Below are 24,067 nucleotides of genomic sequence, written 5' to 3'. Positions count from 1 at the left end.
GCGCGCTCCCGACGAGAGGACCTCTCGACCGTGCCGTCCCGCCCGCTCTCCGCCGCCTCCGACAGCCCGTTCCCGCGACCCCGCGACCTGCTGCGCGTGGGGCCCCACGACCGCGCCCACCTGCCGGCGCTCCGCGTGGCCGTGTCGGTCGTGCTGCCCCTCGCGGTGCTGGTGGCGATCGGGCACGCCGAGTGGGCGCCCTACGCGACCTTCGGCGCGTTCGCCTCCGCGTTCGGCCGCGGCCTCGGTCGGGTGCCGCGGCTCGGCATGCAGCTCGAGGCAGGCGCCCTCCTCGTCGCGGCCGTCGTGCTCGGCACGGCGCTGTCGGCGGCGTCCCTGCCCGCCGTCGCCCTGGTGCCGGTCGTGGCGCTCGTGGCGGGACTCGCCTCGGTGGTCGCCGACGTGCGCGGCTGGAACCCGCCCGGGCCCCTCTTCCCGGTGTTCGGGCTCGGCGTCTGCGCCTTCGTCCCGGCTGAGCCGTCGAGCATCGGGGTCGCGGCGGTCGTGTCGTCGCTGAGCGTGCTGCTCGCCCTCGCGACCTCGCTCGTCGGACTCGTCCGGCGTCCCGGCCGGCTGGCCCTGGCCGAGCCCGGCGCCGTCGCCCTCCGTCGGACGGCCGCCGTCGTCGACCTCCGACGCGCCCTCCTGCACGCCGCGGTGTGCCTCGTGGCCTCCCTGGGTGCGGGCCTGATCAGCGTCGGGCTCGGGCTGCAGAACCCGTACTGGGCGATGGTCTCCGCCGTGGTGCCCGTCGTCGGACGGGCGACGTCGGGGCAGCTGCTCCGAGCCGGCCACCGCCTCCTCGGCACGGTCGTCGGGCTGGGCCTCGCGGCGCTGCTGCTCGTCTGGCAGCCGCCCGCCGTCGCGCTCGTCGTCGCGTTCGGGGTGCTCCAGTTCGCGACCGAGCTCGTCGTGGCGCGGAACTACGGCCTCGCCCTCGTGTTCATCACGCCGATGGCTCTCGGCATGCCCGCGATCGCCGGCGGCCAGGTCGACGTGGGCGCCCTGGTCGCTGCCCGTGCCGCCGACACGGCGATCGGGGTCGGCGTCGTCGTGCTGGTGCTCCTCGCGACGCACCGGCTCCGCCGTGCACCCGCCTGAGCGCGGGCGCGGTGCCGACGCCTCTAGGAGGCGTCGGACTGGGCGCGCGCCCGCCGGTCGCCCCGAGACCACCAGACCAGGTCCGCGACGCCCTGCGCGACCAGCAGCACGGCGACGACGCACACGATCAGCGTGATCGTCTCGACCGGCCCGCCGGAGGTGATGGTCAGCAGCTGCACGACGAGCCCGAGCGCGCCGAGGACGACCTCGATGACGGCCGGCAGGACGGAGCCGTTCTTCGTCAGCGTGAACCAGGGGCGGCGGAGTTCGCTCATGGAGCGAGTCTAGGGACGACGTATCCTCGACCGAGCCGCCGGCAGGACGGCACGACACGACTCGCCAGCGCTCAGGAGGCCACCGTGAGGACCCGACAGGTGCGCGTCGATCCCGACGTGCCGAACTGGCTGCTGACGAAGGACGGCGGACTCGTCCGCCCGGTCCTGACCGTCCTCTCCGCGACCCTGCTCGCGGCGAGCATCACGACGAGCCTGCTCGTCGGGGGCGGCAGCCTGACCGTCGTCGCCGTCCTCCTGCTCGTCGTGGCCGCCGCCGCGACCGTGTGGGCGGTCGTCGACGTCATCTGGTGGACCCTCGGCGGCCGCCGCCGCATCGTCCGGCTGCCCCGCGACCCGAGCGCCTGACGCGCCTCGGCGGCGAGACATGCCCCGGAGGGCATGTTCGTGCCCCGCGATCCTGGCAACCGCACAGAGAACTGCGCCGTAAACTCGACCGATGCACCCGACCGGTGCTCACGATCTCCCGGCTGCCGACGACCACCGTTCGTCGCCCGAGCCGGTGCACACGCCCGAGACAATTCGACAGGGAGTCCCGTTGACAGGACACGCCACGACAGGCGCGGCGCCCACCGACGCCGCCCTCTTCGGAGCCGACGCCGCGACCCTCGAGGCCGACGCTGCGGAACGGGACGCCGCCGAGCGCGACGCCGGGGCCGCACCCGCCCGACACGACGACGCGGCGGTCCCCGCCGTCGGCGCCGGCAACGCCACGACGCGTCACCGCAACGTGGCGCTCCTCAGCGTCGCGAGCACGATGGCGACCCGCGTCACCACCTCGGCGAGCATCGACGAGAAGCTGCGGCCGGTGCTCAAGCGCCTCAAGCTGCCCACGGGCCTGCTCCAGCGAGTCGCGGGCGTCGACGAGCGGCGCAACTGGGCCGAGGGGCAGAGCTTCGACGAGGCCGCGATCGACGCCGGCAAACGCGCCCTGGCCGAGGCCGGCGTCCGGCCCGACCAGGTCGGCCTGCTCATCAACACCTCGGTCACGCGCCCGCACCTCGAGCCCTCGGTGGCCGTGCGGCTGCACCACGGCCTCGGGCTGCCCTCGTCGGCGACGAACTTCGACATCGCCAACGCGTGCCTCGGCTTCGTCAACGGCATGACCCTCGCCGCGCAGCTGATCGACGCCGGCCAGATCGACTACGCCGTGATCATCGACGGCGAGGACGCCGACGACGTCCAGGTCAACACCATCGACCGCCTGCTGACCAAGGGCTACGAGCGCGACGACTTCATGAGCGAGTTCGCGAGCCTCACGCTGGGCTCGGGCGCTGCTGCGGCGGTGATCGGCCGTGCCGACCGCCACCCCGAGGGGCACCGCATCCTCGGCGGCGTGACCCGTGCCGCGACCGAGAACTACGACCTCTGCGTCGGCAGCGTCGACGGCATGTTCACCGACGCGAAGGCCCTGCTCAAGCGCGGCATGGAGCTCGTGGTCTCGGCCTGGAAGGAGGCGGCCCGAGACTGGAACTGGCAGCGCATGGACCGCTACATCATGCACCAGGTCAGCGACGTGCACACCGGCGCCTTCGTCAAGGCCGCCGGCATCGACCGCAAGCGCGTCCCGCTCACCTATCCCACGCTCGGCAACGTCGGCCCCGCGTCGATCCCGATCACGCTCGTCGAGGAGTCGCGCACCCTCTCGAAGGGAGACCGCGTGCTGCTGATGGGCGTCGGCTCGGGCATCAACACCGCGATGATGGAGCTCGCCTGGTGAGTCGGCTCCCCTCGGCCGCGCGGGCGACGTCGCCCGCGACGCTCCCCCCGGCCGGGCTCGACGGCCTCGACCCGTCGTGGTCGCGGCTCGTGACCGTCCCTGCAGGAGGCGCCGAGCGCGTCGAGCGCACCTGGCACCTCCTCGACAACGCTGCCGCCCTCGAGGCACTCGGGGTCGAGCCCGTCGGCACCGTGCTCTGCGTGCACGGCAACCCGACCTGGTCGTACCTCTGGCGCCGACTCGTGGCGCAGGCGACCGAGGCCGCCGTGGCCGGCCGGCCGGCGTGGCGCGTCGTCGCCGTCGACCAGCTCGACATGGGCTTCTCCGAGCGGACCGGCGTCGAGCGGGGCCTGCCGCAGAGAGTCGCCGACCTCGCCGCGCTCACCGCCGAGCTCGGCCTCGACGGCCCCGTCGTGACCCTCGGCCACGACTGGGGCGGCGTCGTCTCGATGGGCTGGGCGGTCGACCACCCCGGCCAGCTCGCCGCGGTGACGATGCTCAACACGGCGATCCACCAGGCGGCCGACGAGCCGATCCCGGCGCCCCTCCGCCTGACGCTCGCCCGTGGCGTCCTCGGCCGCGCGACCGTCGCGACGACCGGGTTCATCGACGTGACGCTCGGGCTCGCGCGGCCGAGGCTCACGGACGCCGTCCGCACCGGTTACCGGGCGCCCTACCTGACGGCCGCACGCCGCGGCGGCGTCGGCGGTTTCGTGGCGGACATCCCGGTCGACCGGCGGCACCCGAGCCGTGCCGAGCTCGACCGCATCGCCGCCTCCCTCCGTGACGTCGCCGTGCCGAGCCTGATGCTCTGGGGACCGCGCGACCCGATCTTCGGCGACCGCTACCTCGACGACCTCGCCGACCGCCTCCCGCACGCCGACGTGCACCGCTTCGAGGGCGCCGGGCACATGATCGCCGAGGACGTCGACTACGCGGCCGCCGTGCTGACCTGGCTGGGCGACCGGTTCCCCGGGGGACCGGGCCGCGCCTCCTCGTCGGAGGTCGGCCGAGCCTCTTCGGCTGGCGGCGGTCCCGCGGCGACGGCCACGGCGTCCGCGGACACCGACCCGCGAGGCACGGCGTCCACGACCACCGAGGAGGCGCCCGGCACCGTCCAGGACCGCCCGCTCTGGTCGCACCTCGACTCCCTGGCCGACAGCCCCGACGCCGCGCTGATCGAGATGGTGCCGCACGGCGCCGCGCGCGGCTCCGGCCCCCGCCGGGTGAGCTGGCGACTGCTCAGCCGACGCGTGCACGAGATCGCGCTGGGCCTCCGCAAGCACGGCGTGCGCCCGGGCGACCGGGTGTCGCTGCTCGTGCAGCCCGGGGCCGACCTCACGGCGGTGCTCTACGCCTGCGTGCGGATCGGCGCCGTGGTCGTCGTCGCCGACGCCGGGCTCGGCGTCCGCGGGCTCACCCGCGCCGTGCGCGGCGCGTGGCCGGACCACGTCATCGGCCAGCTGCCCGGCCTGACGGCAGCACGCGCCCTCGGCTGGCCGGGCCGCGTCGTCTCGACCCAGCGCCTCTCGCCCGTGCTGGCGCGCTCGCTCGGCGTCGAGACCTCGCTGCCCGAGATCGCCGCCCTCGGGCGCCGCGCGCACGAGGCGATGGCCGAGCTGCCCGATCCGCCCGTTGCCGAGGCACCCGCCGCGATCCTCTTCACGTCCGGCTCGACGGGGCCTGCCAAGGGCGTCGTCTACCGGCACGGTCAGCTGACGGCGCTGCGGGACGCCCTCGCCGACCGGTACGGCGTCGGGCCCGGCACCGGCCTCGTCGCCGGCTTCGCTCCCTTCGCCTTGCTCGGGCCCGCGCTCGGCGCGACGAGCGTGACGCCCGACATGGACGTCACCTCGCCGCGCACGCTGACCGCCCGCGCCGTCGCGGCGGCGGCCGAGGCGGTCGACGGGACGGTCGTCTTCCTCTCCCCCGCCGCCCTCACGAACGTCGTCGCCACCGCGGACGAGCTCGACGACGCCGGTCGCCGCGCACTCGCCGGGGTGTCGACGTTCCTGTCGGCCGGTGCCCCCGTGTCGGCGACGCTGCTCGCCGCCGCGGGCGACCTCATGCCCGGGGCGGTGCCCCACACCCCCTACGGCATGACCGAGGGCCTGCTGATGACCGATGTCACGCTCGACGAGGTCCGCGCCGCCTCGGGCGACCCGTCGGCGAACGGCGTCTGCGTCGGCCTGCCGGCGGCGACCGTGCAGGTGCGCATCGCTCCGCTCGACGAGGCGGGGCGCGCCTCCGACGACTTCTCGGACGCCGCCGGCGTCACGGGCGAGATCGTCGTGTCCGCGCCGCACCTCAAGCACGGGTACGACCGGCTGTGGCTCACCGACCGGGCGAGCGTGCGCGGCGTGGCCGGCGTGGGCGACACGACCGACGTGAGCGGTACTGCAGTCGGGTCCGGCGCCTCCTCGGCAGGGTCGTCCGCTCGCTGGCACCGCACCGGCGACGTCGGGCACGTCGACGAGCTGGGCCGGCTCTGGGTCGAGGGGCGCCTGCCGCACGTCGTGACGACCGCCTCCGGCCCCCTGACCCCGGTCGCCGCCGAGCAGGTCGTCGAGTCGCTCGCGGGCGTGGCACGAGCCGCCGTCGTCGGGGTCGGACCGGCCGGCACGCAGCAGGTCGTCGTGGTCGCGGAGGCGTCTCCCGGCGCGAGGCGACCCGGACTCGCGTCGCCTGAGCTCTCGACCGCGGTCCGCGCCGCCGTCCACGACGCCGTCGGCCACCGCGTCGCCGCCGTGCTCGTCGTGCCCGCGCTGCCGACCGACGTGCGCCACAACAGCAAGATCGACCGCGCGCGCCTCGCGGCGTGGGCGGAGTCCGTGCTCGCGGGCGGACGGATGCGCCGCCCGTGAGGGTGCTGGTCACCGGCGCGAGCGGCCTGCTCGGCGGCGCGGTCGCCCGGGAGGTCGCGGCGGCCGGGCACGAGGTCACGACGTTCCAGCGCCGACCGTCGGGCGTCTCCGGGGTGCGCGACGTCGCCGGCTCGATGACCGACTCCCCCGCCGTCGCCGCGGCGGTCGACGGGCAGGAGGCGGTGGTCCACCTGGCCGCGAAGGTCTCGCTGGCCGGCGACCCCGCCGAGTTCGAGGCCGTCAACGTCGGGGGCACGGCCTCCCTGCTCGACGCGATGCGCACCTCCGGCGTCGCCCGCCTGGTCTTCGTCTCGTCGCCCTCGGTGGCCCACGGAGGCGCGTCGATCGTCGGCGAGGACGCCGCCCCTGCGTCGCCCGCGCGAGCACGCGGCGACTACGCCCGTACGAAGGCGGCGGCCGAGCTGCTCGCCCTCGCCGCGGCCACGGACGACCTGCGCGTCGTCGCCGTCCGTCCGCACCTGGTCTGGGGCCCGGGCGACACGCAGCTCGTCGAGCGCATCGTCGAACGCGCCCGGCGAGGGCGCCTGCCGCTGCTCGACCACGGAGCCGCGCTGATCGACTCGACCTACGTCGACAACGCCGCCTCGGGCATCGCGGCCGCGCTCGAGCAGGTCGACGCCGTCTCGGGCCGCGCCTACGTCATCACCAACGGGGAGCCCCGCACGGTCGCCGACCTCATGGCGGGCATCTGCACCGCGGGCGGCGCGCCGGTGCCGCACCTCCGCGTGCCCGCCGGGCTCGCCCGGGTCGCGGGATCGCTCGTCGAGCGCGTCTGGGCCGTGCGGCCCGGCGCCGACGAGCCGCCCATGACACGGTTCCTCGCGGAGCAGCTCTCGACGGCGCACTGGTTCGACCAGCGGCGCACGCAGCACGACCTGCAGTGGACGCCCGAGGTCTCGGTCGACGAGGGCCTCCGCCGCCTGGCCGCCTGGTACGACGCGGGCAGCCCCGCCGTCTGACCCGCGCGCTCGAGCCCTCACGCACCCGTGCGCTCTGGCCGCGCGCCCTCCCGCCCGCGCGCCCGCCCGCCCGCGCGCCCGCGCGCCCGCGCGCCCAGGTGACGATCGTTCATGTGACGCGTCAGGCGCATCGAGCCACCCGCGAGGCACGCGACGCGTCACATGAGTCGATCTCAGTGCACGCGAGAGGCTAGATGACCGCGTCCGACCAGGAATCCGGGTTGCCGAAGCGGTGCGCCGTGATCGAGACGGCCTGCTCGCGCAGGAACGGCAGCAGCTCGAGCCGTCCGGTCGGCGTGACCGGCGCGGCGAAGACCGCGACCGCCGGGTCGCCGCCGAGCGCGTCGGCGAGGGCCGAGGAGGCGGCACCCCCGCCGGCAGTACCGGTCACGAGGCGCACGCGCTCGGTCCGGAGCCCGCCCGAGCGGACTCGCTCGTGCCACGCGTCGTCGCTCTCGACCCGGATCGCACCGACTCCGAGGCCGAGCGCCGTGACGAACGGCTCGGGCAGGGCCGTGGCGACGGAGGCCGTGAAGGGGGATCCCGAGCGCAGGGCGGCGAGCAGCACGCGCACCACGTCGGCGAGGGGGGCGCCCTCGGCGGCGCGCACCGTCACGGCGAGCGGGCGGTAGCGCAGCAGGTCGCGCTCGAGCCCGAGCTGGCTGACGTCACGGGCGACGCCGAACTCGGAGGCCCAGAAGTGCTCGTCGGTGGCGACGGCCGCGGCGACCAGGTCGGCGTCGGCTCCGAGGGACGGGGTCGCGGCGCGGAGGGCCGCGGCGACGGCCCGGCCGGGCCGCGCCTCCTGCGAGGCAGCACCGGCGAGCGTCGTCGGCGTCCACGACCCGAGGTGCACGAGGTAGTTCGGACCGCCGGCCTTGGCTCCGGCGCCGACCGACGACTTCTTCCAGCCGCCGAACGGCTGACGACGGACGACCGCGCCGGTGATGCCGCGGTTCACGTAGAGGTTGCCGGCCTCGACGCCGTCGAGCCAGGTCGACAGCTCTGCCGGGTCGAGGGTGTGCAGCCCGGCCGTGAGGCCGTAGTCGGTGGCGTTCTGCAGCGCGATCGCCTCGTCGAGGGTCGCGGCCGTCATGACGCCGAGCACCGGGCCGAAGTACTCGGTCAGGTGGAACTCGCTGCCCGCAGCCACGCCCGCGCGCACGCCGGGCGACCAGAGGCGGCCGCTGTCGTCGAGCCGACGGGGCGCGACGAGCCACGACTCCCCCGCGCCGAGCGTCGTCAGCGCGCGCTCGAGCTTGCCCGAGGCAGGCTCGATGATCGGGCCCATCTGGGTCGTGGGCTCGGACGGGTACCCGACGCGCATGGTCGAGGCCGCGTCGACCAGCTGGCGGCGGAACCGCTCGGAGCTGCCGACCGAGCCGACGAGGATCACGAGGCTCGCGGCCGAGCACTTCTGCCCGGCGTGGCCGAACGCGGACTTGATCACGTCGGCGGCCGCGAGGTCGAGGTCGGCGCTCGGCGTGACGATGATCGCGTTCTTGCCGCTCGTCTCGGCGAGCAGGGGCAGGTCGGTGCGCCAGCTCGTGAACAGCGCGGCCGTCTCGAAGGCACCGGTGAGGATGACGCGGTCGACGGAGGGGTGCGAGACGAGGTGGCGGCCGAGGTCGCCCTCGTCCACGTCGACGAGCCTCAGCACGTCACGGGGCACACCGGCCTCCCACAGCGCCTCGACCATGACGGCGCCACAGCGCTTCGCCTGGCCGGCGGGCTTGACGACGACGCTGCTGCCCGCGGCGAGCGCCGCGAGCGTCGAGCCGGCCGGGATCGCGACGGGGAAGTTCCACGGCGGGGTGACGAGCGTCAGGCGCTCGGGCACGAAGTCGGCGCCGTCGACGACGTCCAGCTCTTCTGCGAGGTGGGCGTACCAGTTGGCGAAGTCGATCGCCTCGCTGACCTCGACGTCGCCCTCGGCGACGGTCTTGCCGGTCTCGCTCGCGGCGACCTCCATCAGGTCGGCCCGCCGGGCGGCCAGCGTGACGGCGGCGGCACGGAGCACCTCGGCCCGGCCCGCGCCTCCTCGTTCCGCCCACGCGGGCTGTGCCGCGACCGCGCCGGCGACGATCTCGTCGAGCACGGAGGCGTCGGTCACCCGCGCCTGCTCGATCAGGTCGACGCCGAGCACCGAGTCGACGGAACGGCGCTGGATCTCGCGGCCCCAGGTGCGGTTGTCGGCCTTGGCGGGGTCGGTGTCGGGCTCGTTGTCGAAGCCGCTGCCGGCCTCGCGCGGCCGGAGCGCCTGGGCGCCGTCGAGCCGGCTCTGCACACGGTGCGGAGCGGGTGCCTCGGCGTCGACGTCGGCGAGCGAGGCGAGGAACCGGCCCTTCTCGCGCTCGAACATCGCCTCGTTCGCGGCGAGCTCGAAGACGGCCGACATGAAGTTCTCGCTCGAGGCGTTCTCCTCGAGGCGGCGGATCAGGTAGCTGATGGCGACGTCGAACTCGCGCGGGTGCACGACCGGCGTGTAGAGCAGCAGCCCGCCGACGTCGGCCTTGACGAGCTCGGCCTGGCCCTCGGCCATGCCGAGGAGCATCTCGAACTCGACGCGGCCGCCGACGCCGCGCGCCTCGGCGAGGAGGTGCGCGAAGGCGATGTCGAAGAGGTTGTGGCCCGCGACGCCGATCTTCACCGCACGCGTGCGCTCGGGCGTCAGGGCCCAGGCGAGCACGCGCTTGTAGTTCGTGTCGCTGGCCTGCTTCGTGTCGTAGGTGGCGAGCGGCCACTCGTGCACGACGGCGTCGACGGTCTCCATGGCGAGGTTCGCGCCCTTGACCACGCGGACCTTGATCGACGCCCCGCCCGCGTCGACCCGTCGGGTCGCCCACTCGGTCAGCCCCTGCAGGGCGCCGAGGGCGTCGGGCAGGTACGTCTGCAGCACGATGCCGGCCTCGAGGCCCTGCAGCTGCGGCTGGTCGAGGAGGCGCGTGAAGACCGCGATCGTCAGGTCGAGGTCGCGGTACTCCTCCATGTCGAGGTTGATGAACTTCGGCTGGGGCGAGCGGGCGGCGAGCTCGTAGAGGGGCGTGAGCTTCTCGACGACGCGCTCGACGGTCTCGTCGAAGGCCCACATGGACAGCTGGCTGACGATCGACGACACCTTGATCGACACGTAGTCGACGTCGTCGCGCTCGAGCAGCGCCCTGGTGCCCGCGAGGCGGTGCTCGGCCTCGGCGTCGCCGAGCACGGCCTCGCCGAGCAGGTTGAGGTTGAGGCGCGTGCCCTCCGCCTTGATGCTGCTGATGGCCGCGCCGAGCTTCGCGGGCCGGGCGTCGGCGATCAGGTGGCCGACCATGCCGCGCAGCACGCGTCGCGCGACGGGCACGACGACGCCGGGCAGCACGGGGGCGACGACGCCGCCGACCCGGACGGCGCCGCGCATGTACCAGGGCAGGAACGCGGGCACCTGCGAGGCGAGACGCGACAGGTTGCGGGCGGCCACGCTCAGGTCCTCGGGGCGGACGACACGGTCGACGAACCCGATGGTGAAGGCGAGGCCCGACTCGTCCTTGAGCACCTGCGCGAGCAGGTGGGCCGAGTCGGTGCTGGGGGCCGACGACGCCTCGTGCGCCCAGCGGCGGGCCAGGGCGACGGCGTCGTCGCCGATCGACTCGGGGAGGGCTGCAGCTGCCGGCCGGGCCGGCTGGTCGATGGTGGTCATGCGGTCACGATAAGTCCGGAACTTGCCAGGTGGCAAGGTTTGACACACGACCGTAACGCGGCACGGGGCCGGCGCAAGGTCGTCGCGCTGCGACTCGGGGCGCACGGGCTGTCCACTAGCGGGACGAGGAGGTGGAATGTTACCTTTCTCTTCGTCACCGGACCAGGGGGTTCGGCGACGTCACCCCATGTCGGAGGCACGCAGATGGCGATGATCGAGGCCTCGGGCCTGACCAAGACGTACCGCTCGAAGTCGGGTCCGGTACACGCCCTGACCGGCTTCGACCTGAGCGTGCCCGAGGGCACCGTCAAGGCCCTGCTGGGTCCGAACGGCGCCGGCAAGACGACCGTGGTCAAGATGCTGACGACGCTCGAGGTGCCCGACGCGGGCACGGCGCACATCAACGGGATCGACGTCGTGGGCGACCCGCAGGCCACACGCCGCACCATCGGGGTCTCGGGCCAGTACGCCGCGGTCGACGAGAACCTGACCGGCTTCGAGAACCTCGACATGATCGGCCGGCTCTACCACCTCGGCGCGAGGGTCTCGCGGGAGCGGGCCCGCGAGCTGATCGACGTCTTCGACCTCTCCGCAGCAGGCGACCGGCCCGTCAAGGGCTTCTCGGGCGGCATGCGCCGTCGAATCGACCTCGCCGGCGCACTGGTGACGAACCCGCGCGTGCTGTTCCTCGACGAGCCGACGACGGGGCTCGACCCCCGCAGCCGCCTCGCGCTGTGGGACATCATCACCTCCCTCGTCGCGGGCGGCACCACGGTCCTGCTGACGACGCAGTACCTGGAGGAGGCGGACCGGCTGGCCGACGACATCGCCGTGATCGACGGCGGTCGCGTCATCGCCGAGGGCACCGCCGACCACCTCAAGGCGCAGGTGGGCGGCCACCGGCTCGTCGTGGCCCTCGTCGACGAGGCACGCGCTGCCCAGGCCCTCGAGGTGCTGCGCCGCCACGGCGACGCCGAGCCGACCCTCGGCAGCGACGGCCGGCAGGTCGAGGTCGCCGTGACGGACGGGCCGACCGCCCTGCAGCGCACCCTGGCCGACCTCGGCGCCGCCGGCATCGAGCTGCACGACGCGGGCATGCGCCGGCCCACGCTCGACGACGTGTTCCTGCAGCTGACCGGCCGCAAGGCCGTCGACGACGACGACCCCGACACGGGCTCCGTCCCGACGGGCAAGACGAGCAAGAAGGAGGCGCGGCGATGACCACGACGACGAGTGCGCTCGCGCAGACCCTCACCCCCCTGGGCCCCTCGGGGCTCGGCACCTGGGCCTCCGACGGCTGGACGGTGACGAAGCGCAACCTGATCAAGGTGAAGCGCTCGCCCGACATGCTGATCTTCGCGGTGCTGCAGCCGATCATGTTCGTGCTGCTGTTCAGCCAGGTCTACGGCGGCGCGATCGCCGTGCAGGGCACCGACTACACGCAGTTCCTGATGGCCGGCATCTTCGCCCAGACCGTCGTCTTCGGCTCGACCTTCTCGGGCGCCGCGATGGCACAAGACCTGAAAGAAGGGATCATCGACCGGTTCCGCACCCTGCCGATGAGCCCGTCGGCGGTGCTGATCGGCCGGACGAACAGCGACCTGGTGCTGAACTCGATCTCCATGGTGATCATGATGCTCACCGGGCTCGCTGTCGGCTGGAGGGTGAACACGCCGCCGCTGATGTTCCTCGGGGGCATCGCGCTGCTGCTGCTGTTCAGCTACTCGTTCAGCTGGGTGATGGCGCTGCTCGGCATGAGCGTCAAGACGCCCGAGACGATCAACAACGCGTCGTTCATGATCCTGTTCCCGCTCACGTTCATCTCGAACGCCTTCGTCCCGAGCGACACGCTGCCGACGGTGCTGCGCGTCTTCGCCGAGTGGAACCCGGTGTCGTCGCTCGTGCAGGCCGCCCGCACGTCGTTCGGCAACCTCGGCGACACCCCGGTGCCCGACATCTGGACGCTGCAGCACCCCTACGTCACGGTGCTCGTCGGCCTCGCCGTCATGCTCGTCGTCTTCGTGCCGCTGAGCATCCGCAAGTTCCAGCGCATCAGCGCGAAGTAACCGCGACCACGTCGCGCACGGCCTCGTCGAGCTGTGCGGTCGGCACGGTCACGACCGTGCCGATCACGAGCCGCATGAGGTCGGCCACCTGCACCTCGTCCCTCCGGTACAGCCACTGCAGCTGCAGGCCGTCCTGCACGGCCAGCACGACGCGGGCCGCCGACTCGGCGGTGAACCCCTCCCGCAGCCAGCCGCGAGCCTCGGCCACCGCGAGGTAGGCGGAGGTCGAGCCGATGATGCGGTCGTAGTGATCGGCGTAGTAGTCGTGTGCCGGGTGGTCGCTCGACGTGGCCTCGGCCGACGCGGTGATGAACAGCGAGATCACGGCGGGCACGTCGACGTTGTACTCGGCGAGCGCGACCAGCTCGGCCAGGCGCATGCCGCCCTCGTCGTCGAAGTGCTGCCGGAGGCGCTCGTCGCGTCGACGAAGGACGGCCATGAGGAGCTCGTCCTTCGTCGCGAAGTAGTGCATCAACGACTGGTGCGACACACCGCAGCTGCGGGCGATCTCGCGCAGGGAGGCACCGTGGAAGCCGACCTTGCCGAACACCGGCAGAGCCGCCTCCAGGATCGCCTCGCGCTTGGCGACGCCCTTGCGGTAGCGGCCGGGCGGGGCGGCGGGCTCGTCGAGTGCGGACATCGGGGCCAGCCTAGGGCGGACGGCGGACGGTCGTGCCGCCTCCGGCGCCCTCATCAGCCGAGCGTAGGCTCGCCGCGTGAGGTGGTCGCTGCTGCGCATCCCGGCGTTCCGCGCCCTGTGGGTCGGACGTCTGCTGTCGTGGGTGGTCGGCGGGCTCGCCCCTCTCGCCCTCGTCTTCGCGGCCGTCGACCTCGGCGCGGACGCCACGCAGCTCGGTCTCGTCGTGGCCGCCCGTGCCGTGCCGAACGTCGTCCTCGTCCTCGTGGGCGGGGCCCTCGCGGACCGGCTGCCGCGGCGTCTGGTGGCCACCGCCTCCTCGGTGGTCTCCGCCGCCTCCCTGGTCGCTGCCGGGGCACTGTTGCTCGCAGGGCGAGAGACCCTCGTGACGCTGGCCGTCGCGGCCGCCCTGACGGGTGCCGCCGCCGCGTTCTTCGGCCCGGCGTCGAGCGCGATGCTCCGCGACGTGCTCGTCGAGCCGCTCGTCCGCGACGGCACCGTCCTGGCCAGGATCAGCATGAACGTGGGCCTGATCGTCGGCACCGCCGTGGGCGGAGCGCTCGTCGGCGTCGCCGGGACGGCGAGCGCGCTGCTCGTCGGCGCCGGGCTGTCGGTGGTGGCGGCGGTGGCGTTCGCGCGCGTGCCGCGGTCGGTGACGGGCGCCTCCGGCTCGGGCTCGCTTCTGCACGACCTCGGCTCGGGGATCGCCTTCGTGGCCCGGTCGCCCTGGCTCCGGGCCACGGTCGCGCTCGCCTTCGTGCACCAGCTCAGCTTCGCGGGCGGCGTGCAGGTGGTCGGTCCGCTCGTGGCCGACGAGTCGTTCGGGCGGGTGCTGTGGGGCTTCGCCGGCGCGGTCCAGACCCTCGGCCTCGTCGTCGGGGCCGTCTGGGCGGGCAAGCTGCGCGGGCGGCTCCGTCTCGCGGTCGCGTGCCTCGCGACGTCGGCGCTGGCGCTGCCCCTCGCGCTGCTCGCAGGGGCCCACCTGGACCAGCCCGAGGTACTGGACGCACCGTACGTGGATCCCCTGCACTGGGCGTTCTGGCTGTGCCTCGGCCTGTTCGTGTCGAGCATCGGCCTCGAGTTGTTCACCGTCCCGCTCGACGTCGCCGTCCAGACGCTCGTGCCGCGTGCCTATCTCGGCCGGGTCTTCGGTGCCCTGACGCTCGCCACGCTCGCCGGCATCCCCGTCGGCGAGCTCGTGGTCGGGCCGCTGGCCGACCGCGTCGGCACCCCTGGCGCGCTCCTCGCGCTGGCCGGCCTGGTCGTCGTCGTGGCCGTCGTGGTGGCCGTCAGCCCGCGGGTGCGCCGGATCGACGCACCCGCGGTCCAGTCAGCGGACGAACGGGTCGGCCACGGACGCTCCGGTCAGGAGTAGTCGCCCCGCGCGATCGCCTCGGCGTACTTGCGCACGTCCGGGCCGGGCTCGTAGTCGATGAACCGGCCCTTGAGGCGCTCGTTCAGCGCCGCGAAGGCGGGCTCCCAGTCGTCGCCCTCGTGCTCGGCCGCGACCTCGCGGACGGCGTCCTGCAGCACACGGTCGGCGTCCGTGAGGATCTTGTCGCGGGCTTCCTGGTTCCAGGTGACGTCGGTCAGATCTGCCATGGTGCTGTCCCCTACTTCTTCTTCGAGAGGGCCGACTCCTTGTGAGCCGCCTCCGCGTCGGTCTTGTCGCTCTTCACGATGAAGTACGGCTCGTCGCCCGAGGCCTTGAAGGTCTGGCCGTCGAACTGGAACTCCTTCACGCGCTTGTCCACCACGGTGCCGTGGGTCTCGCCCTGCGGCGTGTTCCACGTCACGTGGTCGCCCTTGCTGAACGTCATCGTGCCTCCTCAGGCTGTCGGATGGGCTGGACGGTACCCGCGCCTCCTCGGGCCTTCCCGGGCGGGGCACAGGCAGGGCGCGCGGTCGGGTGCCCGGCCGGGTGCGCGGCCCGGTGCGCGGCCGGGTGCGCGGCCGGCCGCGGTGACAGCGTCAGCCGCGGAGCGCGTCGAGCGCCGCGGCCACGCGACGCTCGCGGGTCGTGTCGGTCCTCGCGTCGGCGATCGGCAGCGTCAGGGCCTTCTGCCTGCTGGGCGACAGGGCGGCGAAGGAGGCGCGGAGTGCGTCGTCGCCGGCCCACGCCTCGGCGAGCGCTGCGGGCACCTCGACCACCCGTGGCTCCGTGTCGAGCACCAGCGTCACCTCGACCTGCTGGCCGCCGACGAGCCCGGAGGCAGCACGGTGTTCCCTGCTGAGCGACACCAAGGACCGACCGCCCATGCTGCCGACCGTGTTGCGGTAGCTGTACGGCTCGGTCGGGGCGTCGCCGATGCCGTGCACCGTCACGACGACGGCAGGACGCTTCCCGGCACCGAGCCCTGCGAGCTCGTCCGGCGGCACCACGAGACCGGTGACGCCCGGACGCGCCTCGAACACGACGGTGGGGAAGGAGACGGCGGGCACGGAGTCGGTCATGGGCAGAGCGTACGACTAGACGGAGATGCCGCCGTCGGTCGTGATCAGCTGGCCGGTGACCCAGCGGCCCTCGGTCGACATGAGGAACCGGACCGTGCGCGCGACGTCGTCGGGGGTGCCGAGGCGGCCCGTGGGCTGCATCGCCGTCAGGGTGCGGCGGGTGTCGTCGTCCATCCAGCCGGTGTCGACCGGTCCGGGGTTGACGGCGTTCGACGAGATGCCGAGGTGGGCGAGCTCGCGGGCCGCGGCGATCACGATGCGGTCGAGCGCGCCCTTGCTCGCGCCGTAGGGCAGGTTGTGCACCGTGTGGTCGCTCGTCAGGGCCACGACGCGGGCGCCGTCGTGCAGCTCGTCGAGGGGAGGCAGCTGCTCGGCCAGCGCCTTGATGCAGAGCCAGGCTGCGCGCGTGTTGACGGCGAAGTGCCGGTCGAAGGCCTCGACCGAGGTGTCGAGGATCGACGAGTCGACGCTCTGCGAGTGCGACAGGACGAGGCCGGTGACGGGCCCGAGGTCGGCGCCCACCTCGGCGAAGAGGCGCGCAGGGGTCGCGGCGTCGGAGAGGTCGGCCTGGTAGACGCGCGCCCTGCGGCCGAGGCCCTCGACGTCGGCGACCAACTCGGAGAGGTCACCCGGTCGCGCGCCCCAGCTCATGGAGTCGTCGTACGGGTCCCAGGTGGCGAGGGCGAGGTCCCAGCCGTCGGCCGCGAGGTCTCTGGCGATCGCCCGCCCGATGCTCTCGCGTCGTCCGGCGCCGGTCAGGAGGCAGGTCTTCATCGACATGCAGCCAGCGTAGGGGGCGAGCCGCCGCTGCCGCCGCGTGCGAGCTCAGTGCGCGAGCTCGTCGAGCAGGGCGGCGAGCCGGTCGAGGTCGCGCCCGACGGCCTCGACGTCGGCGGTGAAGTCGGCGGCGGAGGTGCCAGGCCGCCTGAAGAGCGTGAAGACGACCTCGCTGCCCTGGTCGTTCGCCAGCACGCGCAGCGGGTTGTGCACGACGGTCCCGTCGGGCAACGTCACGTCGTGGTCGAGGACGCCCAGCTCGACGGGCCCGGTGAACGCCACCTCGACGACGCCCATCGGCGAGTCGGCGAGCCACCGCCCGGCCTCGTGCCGCACGCCGCTGCTGAGGCCCGCCGCCCATGAGGGCAGCTGAGCCGGGTCGCCCGCGACCCGCGACACGGCAGCCACGTCGTGCTCGATCGGACGAGAGACGTGCACGGCGGGCCAGGTCATGCGTGGACGGTACCAGCGGGCCGCCGCCCCGACCATGGTTCAGGAACGCGCCTCCTCGTCTTCCTGAGTCGTGCACGATCCAGGATCCAGGGCACCTCCGCTGCGCGGATCAGGACTGGTCTTCCTGAATGAGGAGGCGCGGGTAGGAGGCGCGGGTCGGGTCAGCGGCCGCGGCGCGGGCGGCTGCGGCCGGTGCCGCGCTGCGGGCCGCCGCGGCCGCCGGGGGGCGTCTTCCTCTGGCCGGGGCCCGAGCCGCGGCCACCAGCGGCGCCGGCCTTGCCGCCGGCACCGCCGCCCTTGCCGGGACCCTTGGCCCCCGCGACGGGCGCCTCCTGCGGGTCGTCGTCGCGCCTCCTCGACCGACTGCTGTTGCGGGTGCGTCCGCGCACGACCCCGATGAAGTCGTCGATGTCGTCGTCGAGCTCGCCGATGGGCCAGACGAGCGCGATCGTCGTCGGCGGCACGTCGGAGAGGAACCGGTGCGTCACGCCCGAGCGGCCGTGCAGCCGGGCCAGCGACTGCGGCATCACGGCGACGCCGGAGCCGGTCGCCACCACCTCGATCGCCTGCGCCTCGTCGAGGGCCGGGTCGAGGTCGTGCCGGACCTCACCCGCGAGGTCGCCGAGCGACAGCTCGTCGTCCTTGTCGGCGGCCGCGAGGGGGTGCTCCTTGCCGAAGCAGACGACGGCACGCTCGTCGTAGAGCGCGATGGACGAGAAGTCGTCGCCGAGCGCCAGCGGCAGCCGGGCCAGCACCATGTCGACGCGGTCGTCGCCGCGCAGCACGTCGAGCACGTCGGTCGCGTCGCCGCTCACCTCGACGACGTCGAGGGGCAGGTCCGCGCGCCGCTCCTCCCAGAGCCGCGACCACTTCGAGAGGGTCACGCCGGGCACGAAGCCGATGCGGAAGGAGGCGCGGCTCGGCTCGGTCGTCATCGCGCCAGGCTACCGGGCGGCCTGCGTCCCCCCGTCCGGCCCCGCGGCCGATCCCGCACGCGCGCCTCCGGCCTCCGGCTCCCCCACGCCCGACCCCGCACGCGCCTCCGGCCGCGGGCTCGCCGCCTCGGACCGTCGAGGGCGGGTCGCCTGCATCGAGGGCGGGTCGCCGCGGACCCGCCCTCGACGCAGCTGACCCGCCCTCGACCGCACGGGGCCGAGAAGGAGGCGGCACGGACGGTCGGATCGGGCGGCAGCCGGTTCTCCACAGCGGAGCAGCGCGGCCCCGGGCCGGCCACGCCCGGGCGGTACCCTTGCGGGATGACCTCGGAGACCCCCAGCGGCAAGAGCCCGCAGACCCTCAAGCCCTTCACGGCCGCGAAGAAGCTCGGGGTGCACCTGCCGGCGACCCCCGAGTCCTTCCAGACCAGCCCCGTCACCCGAGAGCAGTTCGCCGAGCTGACCGCGAACCCGCCCGAGTGGCTCGCCGAGCTGCGTCGCACCGGCCCGCACCCGCGCCCCGTCGTCGCGCAGAAGCTCGGCGTCACGATCTCCGGCCTCGCCCGCGCCGGCGTCGACGACGCGCTGACCACCGACCAGATCCACGCGCTCCTCGAGGAGATGCCGCAGTGGCTGGTCACCGAGCGCGCCAACCTGGCCGAGGTGCGCGACGAAGAGCTCCGCGTCAAGGAGCGCGACGCCGGCCGCGCCGTGCTGCGCGCCGAGCGCGAGGCCGCCGAGCAGGCCGAGCAGGAGCGCCGCGGCCTCTAGCCGCACCTCCGGCCTCCCCGGGCAGTAGCGTCACAGCCATGTCCTTCAACGACGACACCCGCATCGACAGCAGCAAGGTCAAGCGCGCGGGCCGCGGCCGCACGACCGGCATCGCCGCGGGCGGCGTCGGCATCGTCGGCGTCATCGTCGTCGCGCTCATCAGCCAGTTCACCGGCGTCGACCTGTCCGGCCTCGTCGGCGGCGCGCAGGTCGGCCCGGCGCAGCAGATCGAGGGCGAATCGCTCGAGGGCTGCTCCACGGGCGCCGACGCGAACGCGAGCATCGACTGCCGCATGGCGGGGGCCGCCGATTCCCTCGACACCTACTGGGCGTCGGCCGCGCCCGAGGTGGGCATCCAGGGCTACGAGCGCCCCGAGTTCTTCCTGTTCACCGCCTCCGTCGACACGGGCTGTGGCGGCGCGACCAGCGCGACCGGCCCCTTCTACTGCCCGCCGGACAGGGCGCTCTACGTCGACACCGACTTCTTCGACCAGCTGCGCGAGCAGTTCGGCGCCTCGGCCGGGCCCCTCGCCCAGATGTACGTCGTCGGCCACGAGTGGGGGCACCACATCCAGCAGCTCAGCGGCGCCTTCGACCGGGCCGATCGCAGCCAGACGGGCCCGGGATCCGACACGATCCGCCTCGAGGTGCAGGCCGACTGCTACGCCGGCGCCTGGGTGGGCTCCGCGACGACGATCCAGAACGAGTACGGCGAGACGTTCCTCGAGCCGGTGACGCGCGAGCAGGTCGCCGACGCGCTCGACGCCGCGGCGGCCGTCGGCGACGACCGCATCCAGGAGGCGTCGGGCGGCCGGGTGGACCCGGACACGTGGACCCACGGCTCGGCCGACCAGCGCACGAAGTGGTTCGAGGCCGGTCGTGCCGGCGGCCCGACGGCCTGTGACACCTTCAGCGTGCCGGCGAGCGAGCTCTAGCCAGGAAGACGGCCGCGTCGCCCGGGGGGCGAGCTGGCCGCAGTGCGGGCGCCCGGCAGAACTCCCAGCCGGTTCCCCGCCCGGCCGCGCCTCCGCAGGAGCAGACTCTGCTCACGTCGCGAGGAGGCACGCCATGGTCAAGACAGGCAGAGCAGTGGAGTACGACCGGTACGGGGACATCGACGAGCTGCACTTCGTCCCGCAGCAGCTGCCGATCCCGGCCGACGACGAGGTGGTCGTCGAGGTCGTCTGCGCCGGGCTGAACCACATCGAGAACTTCACCCGCAAGGGCGACTTCCAGGACCGCCTCCCCCAGACCTTCCCGGCCCACCAGGGCTCGTGCTTCGCGGGCATCGTCAAGAAGCGCGGCTCCGCGGTGCGCGACCTCGCGGTCGGTGCCGAGGTGATCGGCCACGCCGTCGGCGGCGGCGCCCACGCCACGTGGATCACCGTCCCGGCGACCGCGGTCGTCCGCAAGCCGAGCAGCGTCTCGTGGGAGGTCGCGGGCGGGCTCTACCTGGCCGGCGCCACGGCCTACGACGTCGTCCGCTCGCTGCACCTCGGCGAGGGCGACGTCGTCGTCATCACGGCCGCGGCGGGCGGCGTCGGCCACATCGAGTGTCAGCTCGCCTTGGCGGCCGGGGCCAAGGTGATCGGCACCTGCAGCCCCGGCAACCACGACTACCTGCGCCAGATCGGCGTCACGCCCGTCGACTACGGCGACGGTCTCCAGGAGCGCATCGAGAAGGCGGCGGGCCGTCCGGTCACGGCGTTCATCGACAACTTCGGCGGCGACAACCCGGCGCTGAGCACCGCGCTCGGCGTGCCCGAGTCGCGCTTCAGCTCGAGCGAGCACCGCCTCGACGTCGAGATCCGGTTCATCACCGCCGAGCGCGGCGACACCGAGCCGTCGATGATCCTGGCGGCGCTCGCGAAGCTGATCGCCGACAACAAGGTGCGGGTGCTGATCTCGGGCTTCTACCCGTTCGACAACATCGCCCAGGCCTACGAGGACCTGGCCGAGCACCACTCCCGCGGCAAGGTCGTCGTCGGCATGCAGCCCGTCGAGACGGGTGCCCGCTCGCACTGGTACCTGTCGGCGAAGGCCCGCACGCTCGCCGAGCAGCGCGGCTAGGGGCGGCTCCTCACCGTCGAGTGGTCGGTTCCGGTCCCCCAGCGGGCCGGGAAGGACGAGAACTGACCACTCGACGGCGGCCCGCAGGCCTGCGGGCTCGGGGGCGGTGAGCAGAGGGCTAAGGGCGGCGGAGCAGGGCGCCGGGGGCCCGCACCGTCGCGGCGGCGACCCGCATCGCGTCCGTGAGCGCCGCCTCCCAGTCGACGCTGCCCGGCGCGGCCGTCTGCGACAGCAGCGACGCCACGACGGAGGCGAAGGTCGCGTCGCCCGCGCCCATCGTGTCGACGACGTCGCCCTCGAGCGCCACGATGCCCTGCCGCATCGTCTCGTGCCCGGCGAGCGTCAGGCTGGCCCCGTCCGGGCCGCGCGTCGCGAGCACTCCCCCGGCGCCGGCCGCGAGCAGCGCCTCCTGCCAGTCGTCGAGCGAGCCGCCGGCGACCAGCGCCGCGTCGTCCTCGCCGATCTTGACCAGCAAGGAGGCGGCGGCCGCCCGGGCGAAGCCGGTCGCGAAGGCCTCGGGGTCGCGCAGGAACCCGGGGCGCGGGTTCGGGTCGACGACGAGCCGCGGCGGCTCGGCGCCCACGGCGTCGAGCAGGCGCTCGGTCAGGCGGGAGTCGTCGAACGGGTACGAGCTGACCGCCACGAGGGGAGCGACGGCGATGGCGGCGAGCTGTGCCTCGCCGAAGTCGAGGCCCCTGGCCACGGCCGCGTCGCTGAAGGCGTAGGTCGGCTCGCCGTCGACGCGCTCGCTCACCGCGCGGCCGGTGCCGAGCGGGTTGGTCGTGGCGACGAGCTCGACGCCGTGCTCGGCCAGGTACGAGCGGATCGACGCTCCGTCGCCGTCGTCGCCGACCGAGGCGAGCAGCGTGGTGGGGACGCCGAGCCGGGCGAGCCCGACAGCGACGTTGAGGCCGGCGCCGCCGACGTGGTCGTCGGAGCCGGAGGGAGTGCGCAGCTCGTCGATGAGCGCGTCGCCGATGACGACGACGCGGCGTGCAGACTGGTCCATGTCGACACCCTACGGGCGTGCGCGCCGGTCGCCCTCCCGCCGCTCGTCCTGCGGCTCGGGTCCGGCGCCCGTGCCGGTCCCCGCACCGCCGCCCGGACGACCTGCCGCACTACGCTGGCGCGGTGACTGACTACGCTCTCGCCGTCGACGTCGGCGGCACCAAGGTCGAGGCCGCGCTCGTCGCGGCCGACGGCGTCCTCTCCCCCGGCAGCCGCGACCGCCGCCCCACCGGCCACGACTCGACGAGCGACCAGCTGGCCGACGCCGTGCGCGACGTCGTCCGCCACGCGCTCGCGTCGCTCGGCAGCGACGACGTGCTCGTCGGCGCGGGCATCGGCAGCGCGGGCCCGGTCGACCTCGTCGAGGGCACCGTCTCGCCGATCAACCTTCCCGCCTGGCGCGGCTTCCCGCTGCGCACCGTCGTGGCCGAGCTGCTGGCCGAGGACCTCCCCGTCACCCTCCGCCTCGACGGCGTCAGCCTCGCCCTCGCCGAGCACTGGGTCGGCGCCACGCAGGGTGCGGACAACGCCGTCGCGATCACCGTCTCGACGGGCGTCGGCGGCGGGCTCATCGTGAACGGCCGCCTCCTGTCGGGGGGCACCGGCAACGCCGGCCACATCGGCCAGATCCAGATCGCCGACCGCCCCGAGGGCGAGAACGCCTGGGCCGCCACGCTCGAGGTCATCGCCTCGGGCCCCAACGTGGTGCGCTGGGCGCAGCAGCAGGGCTGGCAGGGCGAGCGCGGCGAAGACCTGGCAGCGGGCTACGTCGCCGGCGACGAGATCGCCGTCGCGGCCGTGCGCCGCTCGGCCAACGCCGTCGGCGAGGCCATCTCGTCGGTGACGACCCTGCTCGACCTCGACGTCGCCGCGATCGGCGGGGGCTTCTCGCGCGTCAGCGACGACTACCTCGACCTCGTGAGGGCCACCGTCGAGGAGGCGCCCGTCAACGGCTACGCCCGTCGCGTCCGCGTCGTCCGCTCCGGCCTCAGCGACGAGAGCCCGCTCGTCGGGGCCGCCGCCCTCGTCTGGCAGGCCGACCTGCTCGGCTGAGCCCGCGCCTCCTGCGGGCCGCCTGCCCAGCCCCCCAGGCTGGGAGCCGTTGTCGGGGGCCAGGAATAGGCTCGTCGGGTTCCCCACGACGACGTCGGGATCCCGCGCGCCCGCACCCGGGTGCGCACGACCCGCCACCACACGGAGGTATCTCCATGCCCACCACCGTCCCCGTCATCCAGACCCCCTCGGCCGGCGCGCCCTTCGAGCGCTCGACCGTCCAGCTGCGCGACGTCGGCCCGAACGACGTCCAGATCGACATCGCCTTCGCCGGCGTCTGCCACAGCGACATCCACCAGGCCCGCGAAGAGTGGGGCAAGGCCATCTTCCCGATGGTCCCCGGTCACGAGATCGCCGGGGTCGTCACCCAGGTCGGCTCCGACGTGTCGAAGCACGAGGTCGGCGACCGCGTCGGCATCGGCTGCTTCGTCGACAGCTGCCGCGAGTGCGAGAACTGCCTCGCAGGCGAGCAGCAGTTCTGCGTCAAGGGCAACGTGCCCACCTACAACGGCCGCCAGTACTCGGGCGAAGAGACCTACGGCGGCTACGCCAAGCAGATCGTCGCCGACGAGAACTACGTGCTGTCGATCCCCGAGGGCATCGCGCTCGACGAGGCCGCGCCGCTGCTCTGCGCCGGCATCACGACCTACTCCCCCCTGAAGCACTGGGGTGCAGGCCCCGGCAAGAAGGTCGCCGTCGTCGGCATGGGCGGCCTCGGCCACATGGCCGTCAAGATCGCGCACGCCATGGGCGCCGAGGTCACCGTCATCAGCCAGACGCTCTCCAAGCAGGAGGACGGCCTCAAGCTCGGCGCCGACCACTACTACGCGTCGAGCGACCCCGAGACCTTCAAGCAGCTGCGCAGCTCGTTCGACCTGATCATCAACACGATCTCGGCCGACATGGACATCGACGCCTACGCCCGCACCCTCCGCCTCAACGGCACGATGGTGTTCGTCGGCCTGCCCGAGAACCCGCAGTCGTTCGGCGCCGGCTCGCTCATCGGCGGCCGTCGCAGCCTCGCCGGCTCGAACATCGGCGGCATCCCCGAGACGCAGGAGATGCTCGACTTCTGCGCCGAGCACCACATCGGCGCCGAGATCGAGACGATCAGCGCCGACGACATCGACGACGCCTACGAGCGCGTCGTCGGCAGCAAGGTCCGCTACCGCTTCGTGATCGACACCGCGACGATCTAGCGCGCCC

23 protein-coding genes are annotated in these 24,067 nt (G+C 73.8%); 13 read left to right on the top strand and 10 right to left on the bottom strand.

What is annotated here, in order from left to right; genetic code table 11:
* Positions 1 to 30 precede the first annotated feature (30 nt).
* Positions 31 to 1,101 (top strand): FUSC family protein, encoded by a 1,071-nt coding sequence (locus tag ES689_RS09570; RefSeq protein ID WP_146903376.1) that lies wholly within the window; start codon positions 31 to 33, stop codon positions 1,099 to 1,101.
* A gap of 23 nt (positions 1,102 to 1,124) precedes the next feature.
* Here ES689_RS09570 and ES689_RS09565 read toward each other — a convergent pair whose 3' ends face one another.
* Positions 1,125 to 1,376 carry a hypothetical protein gene (locus ES689_RS09565; protein ID WP_146903373.1) on the bottom strand — a complete coding sequence of 84 codons (252 nt, stop codon included), beginning with the start codon at positions 1,374 to 1,376 and terminating at the stop codon, positions 1,125 to 1,127.
* 84 nt (positions 1,377 to 1,460) lie between these two features.
* On the opposite strand from ES689_RS09565, the gene ES689_RS09560 reads away from it, so the two are divergent.
* The 4 genes from ES689_RS09560 (at position 1,461) to ES689_RS09545 (ending at position 6,958) form a co-directional block, all read left to right on the top strand.
* On the top strand, positions 1,461 to 1,742 hold the full coding sequence (locus ES689_RS09560) for a hypothetical protein (protein WP_146903369.1): 282 nt from the start codon (positions 1,461 to 1,463) through the stop codon (positions 1,740 to 1,742).
* 409 nt (positions 1,743 to 2,151) lie between these two features.
* Positions 2,152 to 3,114 (top strand): 3-oxoacyl-ACP synthase III, encoded by a 963-nt coding sequence (locus tag ES689_RS09555; RefSeq protein WP_255515951.1) that lies wholly within the window; start codon positions 2,152 to 2,154, stop codon positions 3,112 to 3,114.
* Positions 3,111 to 5,978, top strand: coding sequence for an alpha/beta fold hydrolase (locus ES689_RS09550; protein WP_223269499.1), 2,868 nt, complete (start codon positions 3,111 to 3,113; stop codon positions 5,976 to 5,978). The genes ES689_RS09555 and ES689_RS09550 overlap by 4 nt, the downstream gene beginning before the upstream one ends.
* A complete protein-coding gene (locus ES689_RS09545) occupies positions 5,975 to 6,958 on the top strand; it encodes an NAD(P)-dependent oxidoreductase (RefSeq protein WP_146903363.1) in 984 nt (327 codons plus the stop codon). The genes ES689_RS09550 and ES689_RS09545 overlap by 4 nt, the downstream gene beginning before the upstream one ends.
* A gap of 190 nt (positions 6,959 to 7,148) precedes the next feature.
* Here the strand turns inward: ES689_RS09545 and ES689_RS09540 are convergent, their stop codons facing one another.
* Positions 7,149 to 10,637, bottom strand: a complete 3,489-nt coding sequence (locus tag ES689_RS09540) for a bifunctional proline dehydrogenase/L-glutamate gamma-semialdehyde dehydrogenase (RefSeq protein WP_146903360.1) — start codon at positions 10,635 to 10,637, stop codon at positions 7,149 to 7,151.
* A gap of 204 nt (positions 10,638 to 10,841) precedes the next feature.
* On the opposite strand from ES689_RS09540, the gene ES689_RS09535 reads away from it, so the two are divergent.
* Both ES689_RS09535 and ES689_RS09530 read left to right on the top strand, forming a co-directional pair.
* Positions 10,842 to 11,858, top strand: a complete 1,017-nt coding sequence (locus tag ES689_RS09535; protein WP_146903357.1) for an ATP-binding cassette domain-containing protein — start codon at positions 10,842 to 10,844, stop codon at positions 11,856 to 11,858.
* Complete coding sequence (locus ES689_RS09530) at positions 11,855 to 12,703, top strand: ABC transporter permease (RefSeq protein ID WP_146903354.1); 849 nt, start codon at positions 11,855 to 11,857, stop codon at positions 12,701 to 12,703. The genes ES689_RS09535 and ES689_RS09530 overlap by 4 nt, the downstream gene beginning before the upstream one ends.
* On the opposite strand, the gene ES689_RS09525 is transcribed toward ES689_RS09530, so the two are convergent.
* On the bottom strand, positions 12,690 to 13,343 hold the full coding sequence (locus tag ES689_RS09525) for a TetR/AcrR family transcriptional regulator (RefSeq protein ID WP_191330325.1): 654 nt from the start codon (positions 13,341 to 13,343) through the stop codon (positions 12,690 to 12,692). The genes ES689_RS09530 and ES689_RS09525 overlap by 14 nt on opposite strands.
* Before the next feature lie 76 nt (positions 13,344 to 13,419).
* On the opposite strand from ES689_RS09525, the gene ES689_RS09520 reads away from it, so the two are divergent.
* On the top strand, positions 13,420 to 14,715 hold the full coding sequence (locus tag ES689_RS09520) for an MFS transporter (protein ID WP_146903349.1): 1,296 nt from the start codon (positions 13,420 to 13,422) through the stop codon (positions 14,713 to 14,715).
* Here the strand turns inward: ES689_RS09520 and ES689_RS09515 are convergent.
* From ES689_RS09515 to ES689_RS09490, 6 genes are all read right to left on the bottom strand, one after another.
* Positions 14,706 to 14,942, bottom strand: coding sequence for a hypothetical protein (locus ES689_RS09515; RefSeq protein WP_146903346.1), 237 nt, complete (start codon positions 14,940 to 14,942; stop codon positions 14,706 to 14,708). The genes ES689_RS09520 and ES689_RS09515 overlap by 10 nt on opposite strands.
* Positions 14,943 to 14,953: 11 nt before the next feature.
* Positions 14,954 to 15,160: a DUF2945 domain-containing protein gene (locus tag ES689_RS09510; RefSeq protein WP_123547883.1), complete on the bottom strand. Its 207-nt coding sequence runs from the start codon at positions 15,158 to 15,160 to the stop codon at positions 14,954 to 14,956.
* A gap of 151 nt (positions 15,161 to 15,311) precedes the next feature.
* Entirely contained in the window at positions 15,312 to 15,794 is a 483-nt protein-coding gene (locus ES689_RS09505; protein ID WP_146903343.1) for a YdeI/OmpD-associated family protein, read from the bottom strand.
* A 15-nt stretch (positions 15,795 to 15,809) separates the two neighbouring features.
* Entirely contained in the window at positions 15,810 to 16,574 is a 765-nt protein-coding gene (locus ES689_RS09500; RefSeq protein WP_146903340.1) for an SDR family oxidoreductase, read from the bottom strand.
* A 45-nt stretch (positions 16,575 to 16,619) separates the two neighbouring features.
* Entirely contained in the window at positions 16,620 to 17,024 is a 405-nt protein-coding gene (locus ES689_RS09495) for an SRPBCC family protein (RefSeq protein ID WP_146903336.1), read from the bottom strand.
* Between the two features lie 161 nt (positions 17,025 to 17,185).
* Positions 17,186 to 17,959: a LysR family transcriptional regulator substrate-binding protein gene (locus tag ES689_RS09490; RefSeq protein ID WP_146903333.1), complete on the bottom strand. Its 774-nt coding sequence runs from the start codon at positions 17,957 to 17,959 to the stop codon at positions 17,186 to 17,188.
* Between the two features lie 321 nt (positions 17,960 to 18,280).
* Here ES689_RS09490 and ES689_RS09485 point away from each other — a divergent pair, with 321 nt between their 5' ends.
* The 3 genes from ES689_RS09485 to ES689_RS09475 all read left to right on the top strand — a co-directional run bounded on the left by ES689_RS09485 (position 18,281) and on the right by ES689_RS09475 (position 20,800).
* Positions 18,281 to 18,730: a DUF5997 family protein gene (locus ES689_RS09485; RefSeq protein WP_146903330.1), complete on the top strand. Its 450-nt coding sequence runs from the start codon at positions 18,281 to 18,283 to the stop codon at positions 18,728 to 18,730.
* A gap of 38 nt (positions 18,731 to 18,768) precedes the next feature.
* Positions 18,769 to 19,665 (top strand): neutral zinc metallopeptidase, encoded by an 897-nt coding sequence (locus ES689_RS09480; protein ID WP_146903327.1) that lies wholly within the window; start codon positions 18,769 to 18,771, stop codon positions 19,663 to 19,665.
* Positions 19,666 to 19,798: 133 nt separating this feature from the next.
* Positions 19,799 to 20,800 carry an NADP-dependent oxidoreductase gene (locus ES689_RS09475; protein WP_146903324.1) on the top strand — a complete coding sequence of 334 codons (1,002 nt, stop codon included), beginning with the start codon at positions 19,799 to 19,801 and terminating at the stop codon, positions 20,798 to 20,800.
* A gap of 118 nt (positions 20,801 to 20,918) precedes the next feature.
* On the opposite strand, the gene ES689_RS09470 is transcribed toward ES689_RS09475, so the two are convergent.
* The gene (locus ES689_RS09470; RefSeq protein WP_146903321.1) at positions 20,919 to 21,809 is read right to left on the bottom strand and encodes a PfkB family carbohydrate kinase; all 891 of its coding nucleotides are present in this window, start codon (positions 21,807 to 21,809) and stop codon (positions 20,919 to 20,921) included.
* A gap of 122 nt (positions 21,810 to 21,931) precedes the next feature.
* On the opposite strand from ES689_RS09470, the gene ES689_RS09465 reads away from it, so the two are divergent.
* A complete protein-coding gene (locus ES689_RS09465) occupies positions 21,932 to 22,861 on the top strand; it encodes an ROK family protein (RefSeq protein ID WP_146903318.1) in 930 nt (309 codons plus the stop codon).
* 155 nt (positions 22,862 to 23,016) lie between these two features.
* Complete coding sequence (locus ES689_RS09460; protein WP_146903315.1) at positions 23,017 to 24,060, top strand: NAD(P)-dependent alcohol dehydrogenase; 1,044 nt, start codon at positions 23,017 to 23,019, stop codon at positions 24,058 to 24,060.
* Positions 24,061 to 24,067: the final 7 nt, after the last annotated feature.

It is taken from the genome of Frigoribacterium sp. ACAM 257 (assembly GCF_007954365.1).
Lineage (GTDB): Bacteria > Actinomycetota > Actinomycetes > Actinomycetales > Microbacteriaceae > Frigoribacterium.
Note: the sequence above shows the minus strand (reverse complement) of the source record. Positions and strands in the feature narration are given on the sequence as shown.

Excerpts from the sequence above, each read along its gene's own strand:
- ES689_RS09565 (WP_146903373.1), bottom strand. The coding sequence starts at position 1,376 with ATGAGCGAACTCCGCCGCCCCTGGTTCACGCTGACGAAGAACGGCTCC.
- ES689_RS09555 (WP_255515951.1), top strand. The coding sequence starts at position 2,152 with ATGGCGACCCGCGTCACCACCTCGGCGAGCATCGACGAGAAGCTGCGG.
- ES689_RS09540 (WP_146903360.1), bottom strand. The coding sequence starts at position 10,637 with ATGACCACCATCGACCAGCCGGCCCGGCCGGCAGCTGCAGCCCTCCCC.
- ES689_RS09535 (WP_146903357.1), top strand. The coding sequence starts at position 10,842 with ATGGCGATGATCGAGGCCTCGGGCCTGACCAAGACGTACCGCTCGAAG.
- ES689_RS09530 (WP_146903354.1), top strand. The coding sequence starts at position 11,855 with ATGACCACGACGACGAGTGCGCTCGCGCAGACCCTCACCCCCCTGGGC.
- ES689_RS09525 (WP_191330325.1), bottom strand. The coding sequence starts at position 13,343 with ATGTCCGCACTCGACGAGCCCGCCGCCCCGCCCGGCCGCTACCGCAAG.
- ES689_RS09515 (WP_146903346.1), bottom strand. The coding sequence starts at position 14,942 with ATGGCAGATCTGACCGACGTCACCTGGAACCAGGAAGCCCGCGACAAG.
- ES689_RS09510 (WP_123547883.1), bottom strand. The coding sequence starts at position 15,160 with ATGACGTTCAGCAAGGGCGACCACGTGACGTGGAACACGCCGCAGGGC.
- ES689_RS09505 (WP_146903343.1), bottom strand. The coding sequence starts at position 15,794 with ATGACCGACTCCGTGCCCGCCGTCTCCTTCCCCACCGTCGTGTTCGAG.
- ES689_RS09500 (WP_146903340.1), bottom strand. The coding sequence starts at position 16,574 with ATGTCGATGAAGACCTGCCTCCTGACCGGCGCCGGACGACGCGAGAGC.
- ES689_RS09495 (WP_146903336.1), bottom strand. The coding sequence starts at position 17,024 with ATGACCTGGCCCGCCGTGCACGTCTCTCGTCCGATCGAGCACGACGTG.
- ES689_RS09490 (WP_146903333.1), bottom strand. The coding sequence starts at position 17,959 with ATGACGACCGAGCCGAGCCGCGCCTCCTTCCGCATCGGCTTCGTGCCC.
- ES689_RS09485 (WP_146903330.1), top strand. The coding sequence starts at position 18,281 with ATGACCTCGGAGACCCCCAGCGGCAAGAGCCCGCAGACCCTCAAGCCC.
- ES689_RS09480 (WP_146903327.1), top strand. The coding sequence starts at position 18,769 with ATGTCCTTCAACGACGACACCCGCATCGACAGCAGCAAGGTCAAGCGC.
- ES689_RS09475 (WP_146903324.1), top strand. The coding sequence starts at position 19,799 with ATGGTCAAGACAGGCAGAGCAGTGGAGTACGACCGGTACGGGGACATC.
- ES689_RS09470 (WP_146903321.1), bottom strand. The coding sequence starts at position 21,809 with ATGGACCAGTCTGCACGCCGCGTCGTCGTCATCGGCGACGCGCTCATC.
- ES689_RS09460 (WP_146903315.1), top strand. The coding sequence starts at position 23,017 with ATGCCCACCACCGTCCCCGTCATCCAGACCCCCTCGGCCGGCGCGCCC.